At 65.6% G+C, this 22693-nt stretch carries 22 protein-coding genes; 12 read left to right on the top strand and 10 right to left on the bottom strand.

The window, feature by feature from the left end:
* The first annotated feature begins 74 nt into the window (after nucleotides 1-74).
* Nucleotides 75-1277: a thiolase family protein gene (locus QOJ24_RS01575; protein ID WP_526258436.1), complete on the top strand. Its 1203-nt coding sequence runs from the start codon at nucleotides 75-77 to the stop codon at nucleotides 1275-1277.
* Nucleotides 1278-1374: 97 nt separating this feature from the next.
* Here QOJ24_RS01575 and QOJ24_RS01580 read toward each other — a convergent pair whose 3' ends face one another.
* A complete protein-coding gene (locus QOJ24_RS01580; protein ID WP_526258438.1) occupies nucleotides 1375-3006 on the bottom strand; it encodes a long-chain fatty acid--CoA ligase in 1632 nt (543 codons plus the stop codon).
* Between the two features lie 57 nt (nucleotides 3007-3063).
* Nucleotides 3064-4215 (bottom strand): alpha/beta fold hydrolase, encoded by a 1152-nt coding sequence (locus tag QOJ24_RS01585; RefSeq protein ID WP_526258440.1) that lies wholly within the window; start codon nucleotides 4213-4215, stop codon nucleotides 3064-3066.
* Nucleotides 4216-4404: 189 nt separating this feature from the next.
* Between QOJ24_RS01585 and QOJ24_RS01590 the strand changes: the two genes are divergently transcribed.
* Nucleotides 4405-4728 carry a hypothetical protein gene (locus QOJ24_RS01590; RefSeq protein ID WP_526258442.1) on the top strand — a complete coding sequence of 108 codons (324 nt, stop codon included), beginning with the start codon at nucleotides 4405-4407 and terminating at the stop codon, nucleotides 4726-4728.
* A gap of 67 nt (nucleotides 4729-4795) precedes the next feature.
* On the opposite strand, the gene QOJ24_RS01595 is transcribed toward QOJ24_RS01590, so the two are convergent.
* A complete protein-coding gene (locus tag QOJ24_RS01595; RefSeq protein WP_526258444.1) occupies nucleotides 4796-6214 on the bottom strand; it encodes a dicarboxylate/amino acid:cation symporter in 1419 nt (472 codons plus the stop codon).
* A 172-nt stretch (nucleotides 6215-6386) separates the two neighbouring features.
* Here QOJ24_RS01595 and QOJ24_RS01600 point away from each other — a divergent pair, with 172 nt between their 5' ends.
* From QOJ24_RS01600 to QOJ24_RS01610, 3 genes are read left to right on the top strand one after another with little or no spacing between them, the layout of a single operon-like run.
* Complete coding sequence (locus QOJ24_RS01600; RefSeq protein ID WP_526258446.1) at nucleotides 6387-7286, top strand: alpha/beta fold hydrolase; 900 nt, start codon at nucleotides 6387-6389, stop codon at nucleotides 7284-7286.
* Complete coding sequence (locus QOJ24_RS01605; protein ID WP_526258448.1) at nucleotides 7283-8839, top strand: ATP-binding protein; 1557 nt, start codon at nucleotides 7283-7285, stop codon at nucleotides 8837-8839. The genes QOJ24_RS01600 and QOJ24_RS01605 overlap by 4 nt, the downstream gene beginning before the upstream one ends.
* On the top strand, nucleotides 8836-9525 hold the full coding sequence (locus QOJ24_RS01610) for a response regulator (protein ID WP_526258450.1): 690 nt from the start codon (nucleotides 8836-8838) through the stop codon (nucleotides 9523-9525). The genes QOJ24_RS01605 and QOJ24_RS01610 overlap by 4 nt, the downstream gene beginning before the upstream one ends.
* 3 nt (nucleotides 9526-9528) lie before the next feature.
* On the opposite strand, the gene QOJ24_RS01615 is transcribed toward QOJ24_RS01610, so the two are convergent.
* On the bottom strand, nucleotides 9529-10578 hold the full coding sequence (locus QOJ24_RS01615) for an MmpL3/TtfA transport complex stabilizer (RefSeq protein WP_526258452.1): 1050 nt from the start codon (nucleotides 10576-10578) through the stop codon (nucleotides 9529-9531).
* A 557-nt stretch (nucleotides 10579-11135) separates the two neighbouring features.
* Between QOJ24_RS01615 and QOJ24_RS01620 the strand changes: the two genes are divergently transcribed.
* A complete protein-coding gene (locus tag QOJ24_RS01620; protein WP_526258454.1) occupies nucleotides 11136-11660 on the top strand; it encodes a DUF3558 family protein in 525 nt (174 codons plus the stop codon).
* A gap of 12 nt (nucleotides 11661-11672) precedes the next feature.
* On the opposite strand, the gene QOJ24_RS01625 is transcribed toward QOJ24_RS01620, so the two are convergent.
* On the bottom strand, nucleotides 11673-13493 hold the full coding sequence (locus QOJ24_RS01625; RefSeq protein WP_526258456.1) for a PE-PPE domain-containing protein: 1821 nt from the start codon (nucleotides 13491-13493) through the stop codon (nucleotides 11673-11675).
* Nucleotides 13494-13671: 178 nt separating this feature from the next.
* On the opposite strand from QOJ24_RS01625, the gene QOJ24_RS01630 reads away from it, so the two are divergent.
* Both QOJ24_RS01630 and QOJ24_RS01635 read left to right on the top strand, forming a co-directional pair.
* Entirely contained in the window at nucleotides 13672-14691 is a 1020-nt protein-coding gene (locus tag QOJ24_RS01630) for an NADP-dependent oxidoreductase (RefSeq protein WP_526258457.1), read from the top strand.
* A 14-nt stretch (nucleotides 14692-14705) separates the two neighbouring features.
* Nucleotides 14706-15455, top strand: coding sequence for a trypsin-like peptidase domain-containing protein (locus tag QOJ24_RS01635; protein ID WP_526258459.1), 750 nt, complete (start codon nucleotides 14706-14708; stop codon nucleotides 15453-15455).
* A gap of 8 nt (nucleotides 15456-15463) precedes the next feature.
* On the opposite strand, the gene QOJ24_RS01640 is transcribed toward QOJ24_RS01635, so the two are convergent.
* A complete protein-coding gene (locus tag QOJ24_RS01640) occupies nucleotides 15464-16327 on the bottom strand; it encodes a peptidoglycan recognition protein family protein (protein ID WP_526258461.1) in 864 nt (287 codons plus the stop codon).
* Nucleotides 16328-16606: 279 nt separating this feature from the next.
* Between QOJ24_RS01640 and QOJ24_RS01645 the strand changes: the two genes are divergently transcribed.
* Entirely contained in the window at nucleotides 16607-17527 is a 921-nt protein-coding gene (locus QOJ24_RS01645) for a hypothetical protein (RefSeq protein WP_526258463.1), read from the top strand.
* 13 nt (nucleotides 17528-17540) lie between these two features.
* On the opposite strand, the gene QOJ24_RS01650 is transcribed toward QOJ24_RS01645, so the two are convergent.
* Nucleotides 17541-18539 (bottom strand): alpha/beta hydrolase, encoded by a 999-nt coding sequence (locus QOJ24_RS01650; RefSeq protein WP_526258545.1) that lies wholly within the window; start codon nucleotides 18537-18539, stop codon nucleotides 17541-17543.
* Between the two features lie 127 nt (nucleotides 18540-18666).
* Entirely contained in the window at nucleotides 18667-18966 is a 300-nt protein-coding gene (locus tag QOJ24_RS01655; protein WP_526258465.1) for a hypothetical protein, read from the bottom strand.
* 189 nt (nucleotides 18967-19155) lie between these two features.
* On the opposite strand from QOJ24_RS01655, the gene QOJ24_RS01660 reads away from it, so the two are divergent.
* Both QOJ24_RS01660 and QOJ24_RS01665 read left to right on the top strand, forming a co-directional pair.
* A complete protein-coding gene (locus QOJ24_RS01660; protein ID WP_526258467.1) occupies nucleotides 19156-19755 on the top strand; it encodes a dienelactone hydrolase family protein in 600 nt (199 codons plus the stop codon).
* Between the two features lie 146 nt (nucleotides 19756-19901).
* Entirely contained in the window at nucleotides 19902-20426 is a 525-nt protein-coding gene (locus QOJ24_RS01665) for a hypothetical protein (protein ID WP_526258469.1), read from the top strand.
* Between the two features lies 1 nt (nucleotide 20427).
* Here QOJ24_RS01665 and QOJ24_RS01670 read toward each other — a convergent pair whose 3' ends face one another.
* A complete protein-coding gene (locus QOJ24_RS01670; RefSeq protein WP_526258471.1) occupies nucleotides 20428-21189 on the bottom strand; it encodes a DUF427 domain-containing protein in 762 nt (253 codons plus the stop codon).
* A gap of 71 nt (nucleotides 21190-21260) precedes the next feature.
* Between QOJ24_RS01670 and QOJ24_RS01675 the strand changes: the two genes are divergently transcribed.
* Nucleotides 21261-22127 carry an LLM class F420-dependent oxidoreductase gene (locus tag QOJ24_RS01675; protein WP_526258473.1) on the top strand — a complete coding sequence of 289 codons (867 nt, stop codon included), beginning with the start codon at nucleotides 21261-21263 and terminating at the stop codon, nucleotides 22125-22127.
* A gap of 42 nt (nucleotides 22128-22169) precedes the next feature.
* Here QOJ24_RS01675 and QOJ24_RS01680 read toward each other — a convergent pair whose 3' ends face one another.
* Entirely contained in the window at nucleotides 22170-22526 is a 357-nt protein-coding gene (locus QOJ24_RS01680) for a hypothetical protein (RefSeq protein ID WP_526258475.1), read from the bottom strand.
* Nucleotides 22527-22693: the final 167 nt, after the last annotated feature.

Below are 22693 nucleotides of genomic sequence, written 5' to 3' on the forward strand. Positions count from 1 at the left end.
AGCGACGACCTCGAAGCGCTGCACACGTGGTGGAACAAGAACCCCTAAGCCCCCTACCAACCTAAGGACGTCACATGCCGAACACCCGAGGCAACCGTGTCTTCGTCGTCGGAGTGGGGATGACGAAGTTCGAGAAGCCCGGCCGCCGCGAAGGCTGGGACTACCCGCAGATGGCGAAGGAGTCGGGCACCAAGGCGCTCGCCGACGCCGGTATCGCCTACACCGAGGTCGAGCAGGGTTACGTGGGCTACTGCTCCGGCGACTCGACGTCGGGCCAGCGCGCGCTCTACGAGCTCGGTATGACGGGCATCCCGATCGTCAACGTCAACAACAACTGCTCAACGGGTTCGACGGCGCTTTACCTTGCCGCACAATCCATTCGCGGCGGGCTGGCGGACTGCGTCATCGCGCTCGGCTTCGAAAAGATGCAGCCCGGCGCGCTGCAGGGCGGTGCAGAGGACCGCGAGTCGCCGCTGGGGCGTCACATCAAGGCGCTGGCCGAGATCGACGAGTTCGCGTTCCCGGTCGCACCGTGGATGTTCGCCGCCGCGGGCCGCGAGCATATGCGCCAATATGGCACCACAGCAGAGCATTTCGCGAAGATCGGCTACAAGAACCACAAGCACTCGGTCAACAACCCGTATGCGCAGTTTCAAGAGGAGTACACGCTCGACGACATCCTCGCTGCCAAGATGATCTCCGATCCGGTGACCAAGCTGCAGTGCTCACCCACGTCCGACGGGTCCGGCGCGGCAATCGTGGCCAGCGAGGCGTTCGTCGACAAGCACGGCCTTGCCGACCAGGCGGTGGAGATCGTCGGCCAGGCGATGACGACAGATTTCAACAGCACTTTCGACGGCAGTGCCAAGAACGTCATCGGGTACGACATGAATGTGCAAGCCGCACAGCAGGTTTACGACCAGTCAGGTCTGGGTCCAGCCGATTTCCAGGTGATCGAGTTGCACGACTGCTTCTCGGCCAACGAGCTGCTGTTGTACGAGGCGCTCGGCCTGTGTCCCGAGGGCGAGGCTCCGAAGCTGATCGACAACGGTGACACCACCTATGGCGGGCGCTGGGTGGTCAACCCGTCAGGCGGGCTGATCTCCAAGGGGCATCCGCTCGGCGCGACGGGTCTCGCGCAGTGCGCGGAGTTGAGCTGGCAGCTGCGGGGGACCGCAGACAAGCGTCAGGTCGACAACGTCACCGCGGCTCTGCAGCACAACATCGGTCTCGGCGGTGCGGCTGTGGTGACGGCCTACCAACGAGCCGAGCGCTAGAACTTCTCCCCGCGAGTAGACGCAAAAAGCCCGAAATTATGGGAGTGGCGGGTACTTTTGCGTCTGCTCGCGGAAGAAGGTCGGTCCGAGGGGAAGGTCAGTCGCGCTGCTCGATGACGTCGTAGGCGTCCTCGGCGTAGCGGGCCCTGATCGTCTTCTTGTCGAACTTGCCGACGCTGGTCAGCGGCACCTCCTCGATGAAGGCCCATCGTTCCGGCAACCACCAGCGAACAACCTTGTCGCCGAGGAAGTCCCGCAAATCCTTCGCGCACACCTCGGCGCCCTCGTTGACGACGACGACGGCCAGCGGCCGCTCCTGCCAGCGCTCGTCGGGCACGGCCACCACGGCGGCCGCCGATACCGCGGGGTGGCCCATCAGGTGGTTCTCCAACTCCACCGATGAGATCCATTCCCCACCGGATTTGATGACGTCCTTGGCTCTGTCGGTCAGCGTGACGTAGCCGAGCGGATCGATGCGGCCGACGTCGCCGGTGTGCAACCAGCCGTCGGTGAACTTCGACTCGTCACGGTTGAGGTAGTAGGAACCGGTGACCCACGGTCCACGCACCTCCACCTCGCCGACCGCCTTGCCATCGTGCGGAAGCGGGCTGCCGTCGTCGTCGACGATTCGCGCCTCCACGCCGCACACCGGCCGGCCCTGGGTGGAGCGGAGTTCCCATTGTTGATCATCGGGAACGCCCGCTGGCGGCCTAGCGATCGTGCCCAGCGGCGAGGTTTCGGTCATGCCCCACAGTTGCAGGATCCGCACGCCGTAGCGCTCTTCGAACGTCTTCATTATCGACGTCGGTACGGCCGACCCACCGCAGCCGACCAGCCGCAGCGACGAAAAGTCGTGATCCGGGTCCTTCTCCAGGTAGTGCACCACGTCATTCCAGATGGTCGGGACAGCGCCGGCCACTGTGGGTCGTTGCGTCTCAATCAGATCGACCAACGACTTCGGATCGAGGAAGCGGTCCGTCATCAGCAGATCGGCACCGGCCATCAACGCCGCATAAGGCAACCCCCATGCGTTGGCGTGGAACATCGGCGGGATGGGAAGCACCTTGTCGGAGCAGCCGACCCCCAAAGCGCTACTGGTGCACATTGCCATCGAATGCAGATAACTCGAACGGTGGCTGTAGACAACGCCTTTGGGATTGCCTGTCGTGCCGCTCGTATAACACATCGCCGCCGCGGACTTCTCGTCTATGTCGGGCCAGTCGAAGCTGGGCGACTCCGCCGCCAGGACCTCCTCGTATCGGAGCACGGTCATGCCCGTTGCCGTCAGGGGCTCGATATCGCCCCCGCCAACCGCGATTACGGTGTGCACGGTTTCCAGCAGCGGCAGCACAGGTGCCAGTTGACCGGCCACCGACACGTTGGCGAGGATCACCTGGTCTTCGGCCTCGTTGGCGATGAAAGCGATCTGCTCGGGCGACAACCGGACGTTGAGCGTATGCAGGACAGCTCCCATCGATGGGATGGCCAGGTACGCGGTCAAGTGCTCGGCGTTGTTCCACATGAAGGTGGCCACCCGCTGGTCACCGGTGATGCCGACACGGCGCAACGCATTCGCCAACCTGGCAGCCTGCTCCCCGACTTCTCGATAGGTCGCGTGCCGATACCCATCACCGGTCGGCGTCGTCACCTTGCGGTCGCCGTGGACAGTGCACGCGTACCGCATGATGCCGGTGATCGTCAGCGGAAAGTCCTGCATCGTGCTGTCCATCGGGTATCCCCCTCCGACTCCGGGCACCATGCCCGACGCGGTCAGATGATGGCGATGCTAAACCGCTGGCAAAGCGTTGTCGGCGGTTCCGCCCATTGACGCGGGAGCAGGTTTACTGCGCCACGAGAACCAGCGAAAACGACGCGCCAACCTGCGATTGGGCGCCGGCTGGGCGCTGCGTAGCCGGTCCATCTCGACGTGCTCGAGCGGCTCGACGCCCACGGCCTCCAGCGGCCGGTCCTCCAACGAGTGCAGCCGAGAGTCGGCGGTCAGCAGCGCGGCCTGCCAGCCACCGGCGACCCCCACGATCCCGAGCGTCCGGGCCGCCTCGCGCAGCACGGCGCCCAATTCCGCGGCCAGCAGCTGGCGCACCATATCGGCACCGTGCCGGGGGTTGGCCAGCATCCACGAGTGGTAGGCGCCCGGCACCCGATAGAGAGTGCCGTCGGCGCGCTCGGCCATGTCCTTGGCGGCCTCGAACGGCACGACCAGGTCGTTCTCGCCGTGCACGATGATGGTCGGCACGCGGTGGCTGCGCATCGACTCCAGCATCGGCGTGTAGTCGCCGGACGCGATGATGGCCCGCACGGCGCCAGGAAGTCCGAGCGGGGTCCGCACGTTGCGGGCCAGAGCGCCTGCCATCTGGCGCATGTAGCGCCTGCGTTCGGGGGCGGGCAGCCTGCGCGGATCGGCCGGGGCGTCGTACGCCGCGTTCAGCACCGCCTGCGCCGCCCGACGGGGAGACCGGACCGGCGCGGCGATGGACTCGTCGAACGGTGCACCCGCGGCGGCGTTCAGCAGCACCGCGGCCATCACCCGTTCCGGCGCCAGCGCGGCAAGCGCGATGATCATCCGGCCGCCCATCGAATGGCCCATGAAGACGGCCTTGCGTACGCCGAGCGCATCGAGGGTGCGCAGCGTCAGGTCGACCCGGTGGCTCAGGTCGGCCGCGTTGCGGGGCAGGTTGGGGGTGACCCCATGGCCGGCTGCGTCGAGGGCGACGACAAGGAAACCCATTCCCGCCAACCGGCTCAGCAATCGCACGTAGGCCCGCCCGCTCAGGGCGATCCCGTGCATGAACACCAGCGGTAAACCCTTGCCGCCGACGGTCACCCCCACCTTGTGCCCGTCGTCGAGCGTGATGACCTGGTGGGACAGCCTGACCCGGGTAGCCGTGGCCGGTTGGCGGGCTACCGATGTCTGACTCACGTATTCATGGTTCCCCACTCGCGCGCCCGAAGGCCAACTCCGCGCATGTGGGGTTGGTTACGGTCGTCTTTCCGCGCGGTACAGCTCACGACGAGCGAATCTGTCTGCCACCACCTGGGAAGTAAATGTGCGTCGAAAGCGATGTAAATAGAGGATCATTGACCGAACACGTGAGGATGAGGTGCGGTTATGCGGAAAAAGTGGACGCTCGCAGCTGCGATGGTGGGTGCGTGCGCCGCGTTGGCCGTGCCCGCAGGCATCGCCTCGGCAGAAGAGGACGCGCAGGCGACGATCAAGCGGCTGCAGGACGAGGGCTACACGGTCAACATCGATCGAACCGGCTCCGCGCCGCTGAGTGAGTGCCTGGTGACCAACGTGCGCAACCCCAAGACGGTGCAGCAGTGGGTGCCCTACATCGGCCCCGGCCGCGGCGCCTTCGGCGGCGACCGCGCACTGGTGCTAGAAACGGTCAGCCAGTCGATCTCCGTGACGCTGGACTGCAACCGCCGCTGAGGCGGATCAACGACGTAGGAAGGCCCGGCCGGTGGCGGTACCGGCCGGGCCTTCGTCTGTCTGCGCCCTACGCCGGGGCGGGCAAACGCTCCTGCGCCGGTCCTTCGGCGCGCGGCGCAGTGCCCGATGTCGCAGGCCCGGCTCCGTGGTCGTCGTCGATCATCGTCAGCTCGTCGAACGGATCATCGCCGCGCAGCACGCTGTCGACCTTGTCCTTGTCGACGGTCTTGGTCCACGACCCGACCAGCAGCGTGGCGACGGCGTTACCGGAGAAGTTCGTCACCGCGCGGGCTTCGGACATGAACCGGTCGATGCCGACGATCAGGCCGACGCCGTCGAGCAGGTCGGGGCGGTGGCTCTGCAGGCCGCCCGCCAGCGTGGCCAGGCCTGCGCCGGTCACACCCGCGGCACCCTTGGAGGCGACGATCATGAACACCAGCAGGCCGATCTGCTCGCTGACCGCCATCGGGCTGCCCAGCGCGTCGGCGATGAACAGCGACGCCATGGTCAGGTAGATCGCGGTGCCGTCCAGGTTGAACGAGTAGCCGGTCGGGACAACGACACCGACGGTGCTGCGCTCCACACCCAGGTGCTCCATCTTGGCGATCAGCCGCGGCAACGCGGACTCCGACGACGACGTCGAGAAGATCAAGAGGTACTCGCGGGCCAGGTAGCGCACCAGCTTGAAGATCGAGACACCGGACACCACCCGCAAGATCGTGCCAAGCACACCGAACACGAACAAGATGCATGTGACGTAGAAGCCGAGCATCAACGTCAGCAGTTGGGTGACCGCGGTCCACCCCGTCTGCCCGACGACGTTGGCGATCGCACCGAACGCCCCGATCGGCGCCAGCCACAGGATCATCACGAGAACCTTGAACACCAGCTTCTGCAGGTGCCCGACGCCGCGCAGAATCGGCTCCCCCGCGCTGCCCATCGCCTGCAATGCGAATCCGACCAGGAGTGCAACGAACAGTGTCTGCAGCACGCTGCCGGCCGTCAGAGCAGAGAACAGGGTGTCGGGAATGATGCCCTGGACGAAGTCCATCAGGCCGCCCGACTCGTGTGCCTTCTCGGCCAGCTCCGCACCCTTGCCCGCGGCGGTCTCCGACAGATGCATGCCGCTACCGGGATGGATGATGTTGCCGACGACGAGACCGATCGCGAGCGCGAACGTCGACATCACCAGGAAGTAGGCGAAGGCCAGGCCGCCGACCTTGCCGACGGTCGCTGCTTTGCGCACCGACCCGATACCCAGCACGATCGTGCAGAAGATCACCGGCGCGATCATCATCTTGATCAACGCGACGAACATCGTCCCGAGAACGCCGACGCTCTTGCCGACCTCGGGAGCGAGCAGGCCGACCGCGATACCGACGACCACCGCGGCGATCACCGCGATGTAGAGCCAGTGCGTGCGGTCCTTGCGGCGCGGTGAATCCGGCGGCTCGGATACCGGCGGCCGGCGGTCGATGACTGTCATTGCGGGATTACCTCCAGGTCGAACATCGAATGTGATGTGCAAGTAGGTTCTGCCATAACGTGAGCCGGGTCACGTTTTTGTTCATTACGTTCAGACCGCCCGCCGTGCGCAGTGACTGATCCGCACCGCCAATCCGGCCGCTCGGCCACCAGCGGGCTGCTTTCATTGCGTGATGGACAGCGGTGTGGACCAGGCCCGCGTAGTGACGACCCTCGACGGTCGTCAGCTCGCGTACCTGGAGGTCGGCGATCCGCACGGCCCGCTCGTCCTGCACAACCACGGCGGCCCAAGCAGTCGGCTGGAGGCGCACCTGTTGGCCGAACCGGCGGCGACGAACGGGTTGCGCCTTGTCTGCGTGGACCGTCCAGGTATGGGGCAGTCCAGCCCGCAGAAGGCTCGTTCGTATGCCGGCTGGGTCGACGACCTGGTGACGGTCGCCGATGCGTTGGGGCAGCAGGAGTTCGGTGTGACGGGCTGGTCGGAGGGCGGCCCGTGGGCGCTGGCCGCCGCGGCCTACATCGACCGCGCGCGGCTGCGCCACGTCAGCAGCATCGCATCGGGTAGTTACGGCGCGTTCGGCAACAACTCAGCAGCGCAATACCTTTCGAAGGCCGACGCGCTCGGGGGCGCCTTGGCCCTGCACTTCACACCCGGCTTTCGGCTGATGTATGCCGCCCTCGGACTGATTGCGAAACGGTTCCCCGGCACCTTCACCAAGCAGATTCGCAACAGCGTCAACGATTACGACCGCGAGCTGCTCCTTCGGCCGGAGATCGGCAAGGGGTTCGCCGACTCATGTGCCGAATGCTTCGCCCACGGCTCCGACGGTCTGGTCCGTGACGCTGAAATCCTCTATTGCCGTTGGGCTTTCGACGTAAGACAGATCGAGCGGCCGGTCCATATGTGGCAGGGCCTGGATGACCTTCTGGTCCCCGACCCGATCAACAAGGCTGTGGCCGACGCAATGCCGGGCGCGGTGTGGCATCCCGTGGAGGGCGCAGGCCACTTCGTGGCAGTCGGCGCCGCCGACGAGATATTCGCCGTCGCGGCCAAGGAACTGGGCACGTCTTGACCAGATGGTGGCCGCGCTCACTGGCCGGGCAGGCGATCGCGCTGCAGATCCTGGTGATCGCGGTCGTGGTGGTGGCGGGCAGCGGTTTGGCGTTGGTGGACGCCCGTCAAGACGGTGACGCCGCGGCACGCCAGCAGGTGGTCGCCATCGCGACGGCGCTGGCCGACTCGCCGTCGACGGCCGCCGCGATCGAATCCGGTAGAGCCACCGAGGTTTTGCAGCCGGTCACCGAGGCGGTCCGCACCAACACCGACATCGCCTTCATCACGATCATGTCGCCTGACGGAACCCGGTTCACCCATACCGATCCGCAGCAGATCGGCGGTCACTACCTCGGGAGCATCGAGCCTGCGCTGCGCGGCGAGACATTCACCGAGGTGTACACCGGCACACTCGGCCCGTCCATCCGCACCATCGTGCCGGTACGCGACGGCTCCGGCAGGATCGTCGGCCTGGTGTCCGCGGGTGTCACGCAGCAGACCCTGGCGCAACGCTGGCGATCACAATGGCTGACGATCGCCGCGGTCAGCGTTGGGGCGCTGGCGATTTCGTTGGTCGGCGTGTGGGCTATTCGGCGCAGGCTGCTGCGCCAGACGCACGGACTGCGGCCCGACGAGCTACGGGTGATGTACGAGCATCACGACGCGATCCTGCATTCGGTGTCCGAGGGGCTGATCGTGCTCGATCGCGGCGGTGTGGCGCTCGTCAACGACGAAGCCCGTCGGCTGCTCGGCCTGCCGCCCGGCCCCGTATCCCGTTCGGACCTGCCCACGTTTCTACAGACGTACGACCCCGGCGCCCGCGACGAGGTGCACGTCACCGACGAACGGGTGCTCGTGGTCAACCGCTCTCAAGTGGACACCCGATCACATGACTCAGAGGTCGTCACCATCCGCGACCGCACCGAACTGCAAGGTGCGCTGGGTGAGCTCAGCTCGCTGCAGGTGCTGACCGACTCTCTGCGCTCGCAGGCACATGAGGCCGCCAACAAGCTGCACACCGTGATCACCATGGTGGAGATGGGCCGTCCCGACGAAGCCGTCAAGTTCGCGACCAACGAACTCGAGCTGTCGCAGCGCCTGGTGGACCGGCTCTCCAGTGATGTCGGCGAGCCCACGCTGGTCGCGCTGCTTCTCGGCAAATCTGCGCAGGCCGACGAGCGCGGCATCGAATTTTCGGTCACCGAAGACACCCGCCTGCCGTCCAATACCGACGACGTACCACTGACCGGTCAGGAGATGGTCACGGTGTTGGGCAATCTCATCGACAATGCGATGGACGCCTGTGATCGCGAAGACCCCTGGGTCGAGGTGACCGTCAGCCAGCAGGACCACACTCTGCTCATCCGGGTGGCAGACAGCGGTCCCGGCATGGACGCCGTGACCTTCGAGAAAGCCATGCAGCGGGGCTACTCGACCAAGTCCGGCTCCGACGCCGGACAACACGGCCTCGGACTGGCGCTTGTGGCGCAGGTGGTCAAGCGCCACAACGGAAATCTGTCCGCGGACGTGACGTACGGGTCGGTTGTCACGGTCACCGTGAGCGGCTCATGATCGGCGTGCTGATCGTCGAGGACGAGCCGTTGATCGCCGAGGCGCATCAGGCGTATCTAGAACGGCTGAAAGGGTTTTCGGTGGCGGCCGTTGCGCACACCGCCCGTGACGCCATGCGTGCAGCAAGCGAGGCGGCGGCGGACGGGACTCCGATCGACCTGGTGTTGCTCGACATCGGACTGCCCGATGCCAGCGGTATCTCACTGGCGTCGGGTCTATCGGGTCTGCGGCCGGCGCCGGACATCATCGCCATCACGTCCGAGCGCGACCTGGAAATGGTTCGTGCCGCCGTCGGCCACGGCGCCCTGGCGTATCTGCTCAAGCCTTTCACGTTCGCCGCCTTCCGCGACCGGCTGGAGCGCTACCAGCGCTACCGGGAGGCCCTGCCCGCCGGCACCGACGCGGCAAGCCAGGCCGAGGTCGACCGCGCGCTGTCCGAACTACGGGTTGGCGCCGACAGATCCGCGGCCCCGAAGGGTGCGGCCGCCGGTACCAATGACGAGATCGCCCGTGCGGTAAGGGATTCCGATGACGGGGTCACGGCCGACGCGGTCGCCAAGCAGGTCGGCGTTTCGCGGGTGACGGCATGGCGCTACCTGGAGCGCCTCGCCGACGAGGGCACGGTCACCCGGCACACCGACTACGGCAAGGCAGGCCGGCCCAAGATCCGCTATCAATGGCGCTGAGGACTAGACGCCTGCCGGCTCGAGCTTACGAAGCGCGGGAATCGTGCTGAGGTTCATCGCCATCAACTCGGCCTCGAGTTCGGTCGAGTCGGCGGCGACAAACATCACCGTGATGGCGCCTGCGTGGTCGGCGATGTACAGCCGGCGGTTGTCCGGGCTGACCGCGACGCATGACGGTTCCGCCGTGACGGTCAGCGTGTCGACGACCGCATTGGTCTCGGTGCACAGCACGGCGACATGCTCGTAGTCCGCGATGTAGAGGCGGCGGCCATCGGAGCTGAGCGCCATCTGCATGGGCGCGCCGCCGATGCCGACCTTCGCGGTGATCTCGTTGATCGCGGTGTCGATGATGTCAACCGAACCACCCCAGTGGGTGTCGAAGCCGGCGACGTAGACCAGCGCGCCGTCGTGGCTCAGCGCGACGTCCCTGATGGGTGACGCGACCGGGACCTCGCGGATGACTCGACCCTTGGCTGCGTCGACCACCAACAGCTTGCCGCTGTCCGCGTCAGAGGTGCCTATGTAGACGAAGCGGCCGTTGGGGCTGACCCGCACCGCGTCGACGGTGCGACCGACGCCGTGGGCGATGTCGATGGTCTGGGTCCGACCGAAGGTGTTGATCACGGCGAGGCCGACGACGTCGTCTCCGGCCTGGCCGACGAAGATCCGGGTGCCATCCGGGCTGACCGCGACGTCCGTCGCGGTGTCTGCCAGCGGGTGGTTGGCGATGACCCGCTTGGTCTCGGTGTCGATGACCGCGACGGAGTCATATTGATGACCCGAGATCGTCACGTAGGCGCGCCGCTCGCCGGCGACCACCATCTGCGGCTCGACAACCGGCATCTCGACGTCGGCTTCCACGGTCATGGCGTACGCGTCGATGACCGATACGCTGCCGTCGCCGTAGTGGGTCGCGACGATCGTGGCACCGTCGGTGCTGACGGCGAGGTCTGCGATCGGGCCGCGCTCGACGTCAACGGTGCCGAGAACGACGAAGTCCGGCTCGGCGGCCGCGGCCTCGGTCACGTTCGTGGTGACAGTGTTCTTATGCATGACGGTATTTGCCCTGTTCATCGGTGCTTGTGCCGGTTGTGGCTACGTCCGGCAATGACATACGTTCTGCTGCGCTTGTGCAGCGCAAGTTTGTATCGAGTCTAGCGACGAAAATTCGCACTCCGGAAAACGTCTGACACTCTTCGTCACCAATATCTGTGTAGGTCTCAGGCCGCGCTTAGAAAACTATTCGTTATGAATTCGTTACTCCGCTGTGGCAAGCATGAAAACGTCCGGTTTAGTGCAGAGATGCCCGATTGGCAAGCATCGAGACGTGATGTGACGAATGAGGTCTAATAACTATTTCTTAGTTTTCACATTAAAAGTGAGATGCAGAACACATCACGACACTCCAGCAAACGCGTGTTGCGCTCGCTCGGCAAACCTGTAGGCGCGGGTCGCAGTCCGCACACCGGTGGATAGTGCTCCAGTGAGACCGGCCTCGCGTTCGCTGGAGCCCGCTGACCTCGACGCGGACCGAATCTCTTGATTCGGGTCATGACCATGGGCGCAGCGGTGAAGGATCTAATCCGCGGACCACGCCCGGAGAGGAACCCATGAATCGCCGTCTCTGCATACTCGTCGTCGTGATCCTGGCCTTGGCCGGATGTGGCCGTGACGCGTCGCCGCCAGCCGCACAATCGACATCGGCGACAGCAGCGCCGTCTTCCTCTGCTGTCGCGCAGAGCCCTACCGGCGAGGGCGGCAACATCCCCGATCCCTGCACCCTGTTGACCAATGCCGAAGTCACCGAGCTGACCGGACGCGACATCACCCAGGTCGACAAGGACGGCGCGGACGCCGGCGCATCCACCCGCTACTGCCAGTGGCAGCAGTCCTCGGGACAGCTCGCGGTGTTCCTGTCACGCGCGACGAGCGACGACTTCACCGTCGCCCGGGCGGACTCACCGTCGATACCGGGAATCGGCGACGACGCCTACTGGCGGGACGGCCACCTCTATGTGCTCATCGGCGGTGCCCAGATCGACGTGTATGCACGCGGAGGCGACGATCAGCAGAGCCAGGCCGAAGCGGAAAAGGTTGCGCAAGCGCTCATTCCGAGAGTGCCTGCGTTCTCCTGATCCGCCTGCGACCTAGAACGGCAGGCGGATCCCCCCGAGGATCCCGGCGATGTTCGGCAGTGGCGGCGGTGGCGGCAGGGCAGGCATCACCGGTGGCGGCGGCAACGCGGGCAGCTCCGGTAACACCGGCGCCTGTACGGGCGGGGCGATCGGCGCCGCAGGCATCTCCGGCGGCACGAACACCGGGGCCGGTATGTCGGCGGGCTTCGGCAGGTCGAGGATCGGCGCCTGCGCGGGAGGATCGATCTTCGGCGGCACGATCTTCGGCAGGATGTCCGTGCGTGGCAGGTCAGCCTTCGGCAGCTCCACGGGCGCAGGCTTCGGAAGGTCCGCTGGCACGGGCTTGGGTAGTTCGGCGGGCTTGGGCATGTCGAGCGGTGCGGGCTTCGACACGTCCACCGGCGCAGGTTTCGGCGTATCGACCGGACCAGGGTTCGCCAGCGGGGCCGCCTTCCACCATCCCGGCGTCGTTCCGGTGACCGGCGTCGCCGGCGTCGCCGGCGCCGCCTTGTCCAAGGCGGGAGACGGTGCGGTGAGCGACGGAGCGGTTGCCGTCGGCGCGGTGGGCGCCGCAGCCGGCTGCAACGGCGCGGGCCGGGCTGCCGGAAGCCCCGGACCCTGCTGCGGCGCCGCAAGAGGCGCAGCGGTCGGCGCCGAAGCCGGTGGCGCCGCAGCGGTCGGCGCCGAAGCCGGTGGCGCCGAAGCCGGTGGCGGGGCAGTGGCCAGCGGCGCGCCGGTCTTGTCGAAGGACCCGGCGTTGACGGGTGGACCGCCGACGCCGTACGGGCTGCGCTGATCTATCGGTGCCGTTCCGAACGGCCGGATGTTGGCGGCCTCCTGGGCGCCGTCGTCGAGGCCCGTCGGAATCGCGATGATGAAGTTGGTGCCGGTCTTCACCGGATTCGGGAAGTACATGATGCTCGCCTGGGTCGGCGCGCCCGGGCTGATGGTCCGGTCGTAGCCCGCTTCGACCAGTACCCGGGTCGGCGCGTCGAGGATGGTGATGATCGGACTGGGCACGCCCGCATCTTGCAGCGGCATCAGCAGCGGCAACCGCTGGCTCGGGATCATGTAGTAGTCGGTGTCGCCGTAGGAGCCCTGATACAAAGCGTCCCCCAGCCCGACGCTCTGGTAGTCGCCATGCTCGTACTGGATCCCTGCAATCGCATTCGCGGTCGCGAACGGATTCAGCGGATTGTTCGGAAAGTCGGAGTAGCCGTCGTATTGACGGGTGACGTCGACTGTCTGGAAATTGGTATCGGTGGGTGTGGCGCCGTCGAACGTGACGCCGAGGATCGGGACACTGAGGCCTTCGAAGCGCTCGAGGATGCCGCCGTTGGGTCGATTCGGGTTGCCGATCAACACGAACGACACCGGCAGCGTCGAGCCCGCGGCCGCGAGATTGCCCTTCTCGATCGACGCGATTCGCGCGCTCTGCGAGTAGCCGAAGACAACGAGCGATTCGCCCGCGGGCTGTCTGACCACCGCCTCGTCGAGGTTGGTCACGCCCTGCCCGACCGATTGGTCGAAGGGCATCACGCCCGACACCGGCATGAACTGCTCGGGCGTGCTGACGGCGGTCGGCGTGCACGACTGCGACCCGGCGCCGCAGAATCCGGTCAGCACGATGTAGTCGTTGTTGGCGTCGGTGGTGTAGCCGTCGATGAATTCGGGGCTGTCCTGCGGCGTGCTCAGCGGATGCCCGGTGCCGCCCATGATCAACGCGGTCGCTGTGAGGGCGACCAGCGCCGTCATGGTCTGCACACTCACCAGCACGATCGTCGACGCGATGGACAGGAGGACGACACCGGCGGAATAGAAGACTCGGCGCACAGCAGCCCCCAAAGCAGATAGTGCAGTTGGACGTCCCCGCAGCGCCGAGCCAGTCGGATGTGGCTCGTGTGAATTCTGCGACTCATTTGGTTTGCTCGCAACTATTTGCCCAAATCAATGGTCATCACTTTGACCCGTAGGTGCACCGGACGGTCATGTGTTCGCTAGTTTCGGCGTCGTGGCCGACCTGATGAACCGTCAAATACTGCTCCGCCGTCGCCCAGTCGGGCTGGTCAAGCCCGACGACACGGAGTTGGTGACCGGCCTGGCACCCGAGCCGGCGGAGGGCGAGGCCCTGCTCCGCACCACCTATGTGGGCATCGACGCGGCTGCCCGGACGTGGCTCGACGATCAGCCGGGCTACCTGCCGCCGGTGCAACTCGGAGAGGTCATCCGCGCTGCGGGCATCGGAGAGGTGGTCGCATCCCGGTGCGACGCCTACGCCGTCGGTGACGTCGTCACGACATTGACCGGCTTCCAGGATTACGTGATCATCCGCGACGACATATTCGCGACGCCGGTCGTCGGGTACACGGACCAGTGCGCGGTGATGTCGGTCTACGGGCCGACGGGTGCCACAGCGTATTTCGGTATGACGGGTGTGGGCCGACCACAGCGAGGGGATGCGGTCGTCGTGTCGGCGGCAGCGGGGGCAACCGGTTCGGTCGCCGGGCAGATCGCAAAGATCGCGGGCGCGCGCGTTATCGGCATCGCAGGCGGTCCGGATAAGTGCCGGGCCGTGGTCGACGACTTCGGCTTCGACGCGTGCATCGACTACAAGTCCGACGACCTGAGGGCTGCGCTCAAGGAGCATTGCCCCAGAGGCGTCAACGTCTACTTCGACAACGTGGGTGGACCGATTCTGGACGCGGTGTTGGGCCGGCTGGCACCGAAGGCGCGGGTTGTGCTGTGCGGTGTCATTTCGAGTTACCTCACCGGCGAACACCCAGGCCCGGCCAACTACGTGAACCTGCTGTCGAAGACAGCGACCATGCAAGGCTTCAACGCGCTCGACGAATGGGGACGCTTCGAGGAAGCCTTCGCCGCACTCAGCGGCTGGGAACGGGACGGCCTGCTCGCTCATCGCGAGACGGTGTTTGACGGTCTCGAGTCGTGTGTTGACGCGCTCAACGGGCTCTTCACCGGCGCGAACATCGGCAAGATGCTGGTCAAGGTCAGCGAACCCACGCCCGCGTAGAGATGATTCTCCAGATGAGGTGGGCCAGGGTCGTGGCGTCCGTGGTGGCGCTTGCGGCACTGCTGGCCGGCTGCGGAATCCGCGAGACGCTGCACCGGTTGGCCGGCCAGCATTCGAACTCGTCGCAGTCTCCGAGTCCCGCCGCATCCTCCGACGAGGTCGTCGCCGAGGCCAGGCCCAGCGTGGTCAAGGTGCACGGCGAGTCGCAGAGCTGCCAGAAGCTCACCGACGGTAGCGGTTTCGTGGTCGCGCCCAACAAGGTGATGACCAACGCCCACGTCGTTGCCGGCGCCGAGACGTTCTCGGTGAACGACGAGGGTAAAGCCCTTGCGGCGCAGGTGATCTCCTACGACCCGGAGGCCGACATCGCGATACTCGATGTGCCGGGTCTGCCCGCGGCACCGTTGAAGTTCGCGGACTACACCGTGGGATCCGGCGTCGACGCGTTCGTGCTCGGCTTTCCCGGCGCCGCATCGTTTCGGGCGTCTCCCGCCCAGATCCGCGAGGTCACCGAGATCAACGGGCCCGACATCTACCACGCCACGTCGGTGACGAGACAGGTCTACGTCCTGATCGGCTCATTTCCGGAGGCGGGCTCGAGCGGTAGCGCAGTCGTCGACCTCTACGGTCGGGTGATCGGCGTGTATTTCGGTGCGCAGACCTACGATCCGACGACCGGTTACGCGATGACGGCGGCGCAGGTGACACCGCAGATGGCGCACGCCGGGGCTACGAAGGCGGCGAGCACCGGCGAATGCGTCTAGTGCCGGACTTACGACGCCGCGTCGTCCACCGTCAGTAGTAGCCGGCTGGGCGGCAGCGCTGTGAGTCGCATAGCAGCGGCGGTCGCGGGCCCTACGATGCCGTCCACCTTCAGCCCTGGGGTCCGCCGCTGAAAGGCCCTCACCGCGGCCTCTGTCTGCGGACCGAAGTCACCGTCGACCGTCACGCCGAGTTGACGCTGGAGCTCGGCGACCTGAGGCCCCTGCGAACCACGGAAGATCAGAACGTCGGCGTAGACGCCGACCGGAACGGGTGGGCGCGGCGTCGGCGCAGTGCCGGGCTCGGTGCCGATGCGGGCCTGGATGTCGGCACGCGGGATGTCCATGTTGATCGCGCCTGGATCCCATTTCCCTTGCGCCCGACCGGCGTACTCCTTGCGCCCGATGGTGCGGGCCGAGGTCTGCGACAGCCGGCGGTTGACCGCCGCACAGCAGTTCACCAGCGCGAAGTATTGCTCGTCGGACCAGTGCGTGCGATGCGGAGCCGTCGGACTCGTACCGCTGTTGGCGCATTCGATACCGATCATGTGCCAATTGCCCATATTGGTCGGAAGCCACGGATACATGCCTACACCCGCGTGCCACGCGACACCGACCGCCACCACAGTCACCGTGCCGTCACGGGCAATGTGCAGCTGGGACACCGGCCCCGCCAGATCGGGGCGGCCGTTCGCAATCGACGCGGCGGTGGCATTGTCGGATCCGGTGTGGTGCACCATGACCCCGCGGATATCCTTGAAGTCGCCGTGGCCGCGGTTCCGCCAGCCCGGGTACTCGACGAGCTTGACGCCTTGAGCAGCAAGCACATCGGCGATCCATACCGGGTCGCCCGTCCAGATCTTTGTCTGCGCCATACCCGGATGGTACGGCGACATACTGACACCTGCTCGGACGTCGGAAAACCACCAATCACCTTACTCTGCAACCTGTTTGCCGGGTTCGCCATCAGCTGACGCTCTCGCCATCTGTGGCACCGGCCCACTCTGCGTAGCGCAGGCCGATCCCCCGCTCGGGCAATCGCCACACTCTTAGCCGTCACCACCCGCGCCAGAAGTACCCGGCGCGGTTACGTCCAAAGTGTCGGTCGCGGCGTTACTGTCGGCGAGCAGGCACGCCACACCGTCGGGAGTACCATGACCGCCCCATCCGATGAATCGGTACACACCGGACGAGACACCTATCGGTACCTGAGAGCCGGCATGGTCGTCGTCATCGTCATGCTCTTCGCGGCGATATTCATCGACAGCGTGCCCACCGACTGCTGGCAGGGATCGATCAGCGCGTACTACTACACCGCAGCGCGCAACGTCTTCGTCGCGACACTGTGTTGCCTCGGAATCATGCTGATCGTCTACAAGGGCAGCAATGACACCGAAGATGTGCTGCTGAACCTGGCGGGCACGCTCGCATTCTTCGTGGCGTTCGTGCCGATCAAGATTCCCGACGTCGCCGGTTGTCGCCAGGTTCTGCCGACGGCCGGCGAGAAGTCGGACGCCATTGCGAACAACTTCAGCGCCGTGATCGTCGCCCTGGCGGTGGCCGGCGCGATCATCGCGTTCGTTTTCGTCGTCGACAAGGTGTCCCGTTCCGACACCAGTGATTGGGGCAACCGACTGCGCGTGATCTCCTGCGTCGTCCTTGCCGGTTTCGTCGTGGCGTACTTCGTCTTCCCGGAACAGTTTGAGGCGGGGGCACACTGGGTCGCGGCGGTGTTGATATTCGTCATCATCGGCGCGGTCGTGTTCATCAACGCCTATCTGGTCAGCAACCAGGACAAGCAGGACCCCGCGACGCGGGAACGCTCCAGGCGGCGCTACCGGGTGATCGGATGGGTGATGGTCGGCTCGTTGGTCGGTGCGCTGACCGTCGCTCTGATCGGCAAGTTCTCACACCCCCAAGGGCAGGCGTGGAACATTCCGATCTTCGCGCTCGAGACCGCCCTACTTCTCGAGTTCGCACTGTTCTGGGCCTTCCAGACCTTCGAACTATGGGATCACGCCGATCGAAACACGCTTATCTCAGACGACCAGCAACAGAGGATCGCACCGCTCTGAGTCGTGCGAGCGCTCAGGCTTGTTGCTGAATGCCGAGCACCCGCAACAGGTCCGGCTTCATCTCCTGCAGCTGTGCCCCCCAGTAGCCCCAGCTGTGGGTGCCGTTCTCGGGGAACTTGAAGATCGCGTTGCGTCCGCCTGCGGCGATGTACTTCTGCTCGAACTGCTTGTTGGTATCCAGGGTGATGGTCTCCAGATACTGCGCACTGAACTGGGTGCCGAAGTTCCCGTCGCTTGCGTCGAGGTCGGACAGTCCGCCGTTACCGCAGTAGACCCAGACAGCAGTTCTGTTGGCTACCAACGTGTTGATGTTGACCATCGGGTCGTTGCGCCGCCAGGCGGGATCGCTGGTGGGTCCCCACATGTTCTGTGCGTTGTAGCCGCCGGCATCCTTCATCGACAGTCCGATGAGCGTCGGCCACAAGCCCTGCGAGGGATTGAGAAAGCCCGACAGTGAGCCGGCGAAGATGAATTGCGCCGGATGCCAGATGGCCAGCGTCAGCGCCGCACCGCCCGACATCGACAGGCCTACAGCGGCATTGTTGTACGGATCCTGACCCTTGTTGGCCTGAAGGTACGTGGGTAGTTCCTGCGTCAGGAAGGTCTCCCATTTATAGGTCTGTGTGCCTGAGCTACCCTCAGCCGGTTGGTACCAGTCGGTGTAGAAGCTGGACTGGCCACCCACGGGCATCACGACCGAGATTCCCGACTGATAGAACCAGTCGAATGCGGGGGTGTTGATATCCCAGCCGCTCGCGTCGTCCAAGGCGCGCAGACCGTCCAACAGGTACACCGCGTGCGGGCCACCGCCCTGGAACTGAACCTTGATATCGCGGCCCATGGACGGCGACGGAACCTCGAGATACTCAACGGGCAGGCCCTCGCGCGAGTACGCCGCGGCCACCTGCGCCTGAACCACGCCTGCCGCAAGGGTCAGCAGCACCACCGACAACACTCCGACCGTATATGACCACGCACGAAAGGACCTGCTGACCACGCGTTCCGCCACCATCTCCGCCACACCTCATCCGTCTCGGACTCGTCTTCGCGCAAGGTAGCAACGGCGCGCGCGAAACCCGCCGGTGCAGCGCCGCACGTGATCGGCTTGTTATCAACAAGTTCCGCGATCGTGAGGTGCCTCAGCGCGAGCAGTCGAGGGAGACGGTGATGGTCCGTTTGACGACGACCGGAACGAAATCCCGGTCGTCACGACCGCCGACGCGGACAAGTTCGGTCCCTTCCCGCGGATTGCGGACGCTGGTGACCTCGCACTGGTTGATCGGAGCGCTGCCGACGCGGTCGAGCTTGACGTCGAACCCCTGGGCCTCGAGCTGACCGATCGTGATGACCGCCGATTCGGCGTTCGCCGTCGCGGCCAGTGACAGCGCGGCGGCCGCGAGGCCCGCACCGATGAACGCGGAGCCGATGATCTTCTTCATGGGGAAGCCTTTGTTCGGGCGAGCAGGCTCGCTCTTGCTTGGTGACTCCATGCTGTCGCGAAGGGGCAGGTCAACGCTTGGAGGCCTGGTGGAGATTGCGTGGAGATTCCGGGTAGACGTCTCAGCGATCTCATGTCATCGAGCCATCCGGCGGGTGCCCGGCGCCGAATATCTATCGTGGGGATCGACATGCCTAAAAACGGCTACGTGCTGGTACTGCCCGGGGGGAAGGTTCGCAGCGACAGGTCATCGCGGAGTTGGCAGCTGGCCAACTTGCGGATGGCGGTGTTCGCCGCTGGGACGCGCCGCCGACTCGGTCCGAACGTGGAGGTACGGCGGGTGCGATATCGGCTTCGCGGGTGGAACAGTCCGCGGCTGGACGCACTCCGCGACGCCGAGGCGGTTCTCGATTCAGCCCGCGAGCGTTTCGAGCCGGAACAGATCGCTGTCGTCGGCCACTCGATGGGCGGCAGGGTGGCCGCGCACCTGGCGGCCCGCGGTGACGTCGGCACCGTCGTCGCACTGGCCCCGTGGTGGGTCGACAACGACTCCGAGCTGATTCCCGTCACCTCCCGACTACTCGTCGTGCACGGCTCCGCGGACACCTGGACCGATCCGAGAGCGTCACTCGCACAAACGCGCCGTGCCCAGCAACGCGGAGTGGTCGCCGAATGGGTCGGTTTCGACGGCGCCGGTCACTACATGATTCGCCGGCGGCGCGAATGGCACCGCCACGCCGCCGAATTCGTCGCGGAGCAGTTCGACGTGGCGAAGTCGGACAAGCGATGAATCACCGCCGGGCGGGGACGTGGCTCGCGATCGTCTTGAATACGGTGGTCGGGGCAGCGGGTTACGTTGTACTTGCACATCTTTCACACGGCAGCGCCCCCGATAGCGATCCGCCGGCGACCGATCTACATGCCTTATCGGAATCGATGTTGGTCGACGAGAACGCCGTCGCACCGCTGAACGGGACGACATGGGGTCGCATCGTCGCGGCCCCACAGGGCTCGCCCCCGCCGGTGAACCCACCTGGTTGCGCCCTGTTCCTGTCGCAGGGCGACGCCTCCCAGAAGGGACTCGCCATGCGGTCATCCCGGGGCGCCGCGATCGGTGTCGAGCTCGCCATCTCCGATCAACGTGTCGACCTCGCGAAGCTTCGGGACACCTGTGCCTATTTCACCCTGAATTCGCCGGGCATCCGATCGAGCGTGCACCTGGAGCGAACGTGCATCGATGGGTTGCCCGACGGGGCGATCAGCACGCTGATGCACTCCAAAACCACGACCGGCGGGGAGACGGTGACCTGGGACATCGCGATGATCACCGGCTATCGCCGCGGCGTTCTGGTTACCGCGGAATACACGCCAGGCCCCCGAGGTGGGCCCTTTGACGACAAGTTCGCGTCGACGCTGCCCGCGTTGTTCCAAGCACAGCTGGACCGCATTGATGCGAGCTGACTCAGCTGAACTGCGTCTTCGGCCGCGCGAGGGCGGCACCGTCGATGATGATGTCCAATTTCTCGTTGTAGAACGCCACCAGGCCTGCGATCGGGGCGACGGCAGGTAGCGGGTAGTGGTACGTCCAGGCAAGGTCCGGATGCACCGTGTCGCCGGTCCGCACCGACCAGTAACCCGACGTCGTCCCTTTATAGGGGCACAGCGTCTCCGTCGCGCTTTGCTCGAGATGCTCGAATGCAACATCGGTCGGGTCGATGTAATACCTTGTCGGCAAGCCGGTTTCGAAGAGAAGGACCGGGGCGGCGGTGTCGGCGAGCACGACACCGTCGAGTTCCACCCGGATGTTGCGGTGTGATCGCATGGCGTCGACACGCGCGTACGGGTTGCGCGGGTGTCCGTAGATCGGCTCGTCCTCCTCGAACCAACGCAGGTGATCCCATTCGAAGCGGACCATGCCCGCCACGGGTCCGTCGTCGAAGACCCGTGCCGCCTTCTCGTGTGTCACTGCTGCCCCGACCAGGGAGTGCAGCCTCGACGACCCCAATTGAATCTTCTGCGGGTGGTTTTCATCGCGCAGGAAGCCTCCTCGCACGTCGGTGAGCGGAATGTAGTACTGCGGGTAATACGGCACTTCCCAGACGTAGCGCGCCGCGGTCGTGTCGAAGACCGGCTGATGGCCCAGATAGCCGCGGACTCGACGCGGGGCCGGCTCGACCCGTCCGCGTGCGGCGGCCATCTGGGGGTAATCGCGATCATCGGTCATCCCGCCATGATGACTCGGGAATGCCCCGAGCACATACGGTGTCCTTGTTGTCGACCCAGAGGGATGTGGACATGCGAGTTGGAGTGACGTTCCCGCAGACGGAACTCGGTGGCGACCCCGGCGCGGTGCGCGCCTACGGCGAACGCGTCGAGGAGCTCGGCTTCAGTCACATCCTCGTCTACGACCACGTCGTCGGCGCGGACCCGGCGGTGCACGAGGGGTGGAACGGCCCCTACGACGTGCACACCACATTCCATGAACCGTTCGTGATGTTCGGCTATCTGGCCGGCGTCACGCGGGCGCTCGAGCTCGTCACCGGGGTCATCATCCTGCCTCAGCGCCAGACGACCTTGGTCGCAAAACAGGCGGCCGAGGTCGATCTTCTCAGCGACGGTCGGTTCCGCCTCGGCATCGGCGTCGGCTGGAACGCCGTCGAGTACGAGGCCCTCGGCGAGGACTTCGGCAATCGCGGCAAGAGGTCCGCCGAGCAGATCGGATTGTTGCGCAGGCTGTGGACCGAGCAGTCGGTGACCTTCGCCGGCGACTTTCACACGGTGACCGGCGCCGGTATCGCACCCCTGCCGGTGCAGCGTCCGATTCCGGTGTGGGTTGGGGCAGCGTCGCCACCGGGCTACAAACGCGCCGGGCGGCTTGCCGACGGTTGGTTTCCGATGATGACACCGGGGCCAGCTCTCGACGAGGCCCGCACCGTCGTCGAGACCGCTGCCGCCGAGGCGGGACGAGATCCCTCAACGATAGGCATGGAGGGCCGTGTGGATTGGCGCGGCGACGGTGATGCGGTGGCCGATCAACTCACACAGTGGGAGAAATCCGGCGCGACCCATGTGTCGGTCAACACGATGGGTGCGGGGCTGAAGACGGTCGACGAACACCTGGCGGTGCTGGCGCGGGTCGCAGAAACGTTTCCCCTGCGTTGAGATTCAGTTGAGATTCAGGATGCTGAAAGTGCCCCGCGCCGCTCAGAAGAACGTGCTGGTGTTGGTAACAGTGCCGTTATCGCACGTGATGTCTACCGGCCGATCCCTGAACTCCGGAATCGCGGGAACGATCCGCAGGTCGTATGTCCCGTTGGCCGGCAAGAAAAAGCTGCGTGTGTAGAAGTCCGACTTGTACTCGCACTGTGCGGCAACACCGCTGCGGTCATTGACATGGGCCACGACGCCACCGATTACGGGGTCGAACGACACGCCCGGCCCCGGCTTCTGAAGCTGCGCCCCTGGCTTGTCCAAGTCGACTTCGAAGTACGGCAGAAGGAGGGTGGCTGGAGGGACACAATCGGGCTGCACAGCGGGGTCGCACGCCGGTTCGGCGGGCATCGACGGGAGCCCCTGCGCTACTGGGGGACCGGCAAGCAAGCCAATCGGGCCCAGCGCCGCTAATCCCGCACCGACAAACCATTTCCTCAATGTTGACTCCATGGCAACCTCCCTACCTTGCGATCGCCGTCTTGACGGCGACCTGGGCTCCGGCCAGTAGATTGAGC

Source organism: Mycobacterium sp., from assembly GCF_032159775.1.
GTDB lineage: Bacteria > Actinomycetota > Actinomycetes > Mycobacteriales > Mycobacteriaceae > Mycobacterium.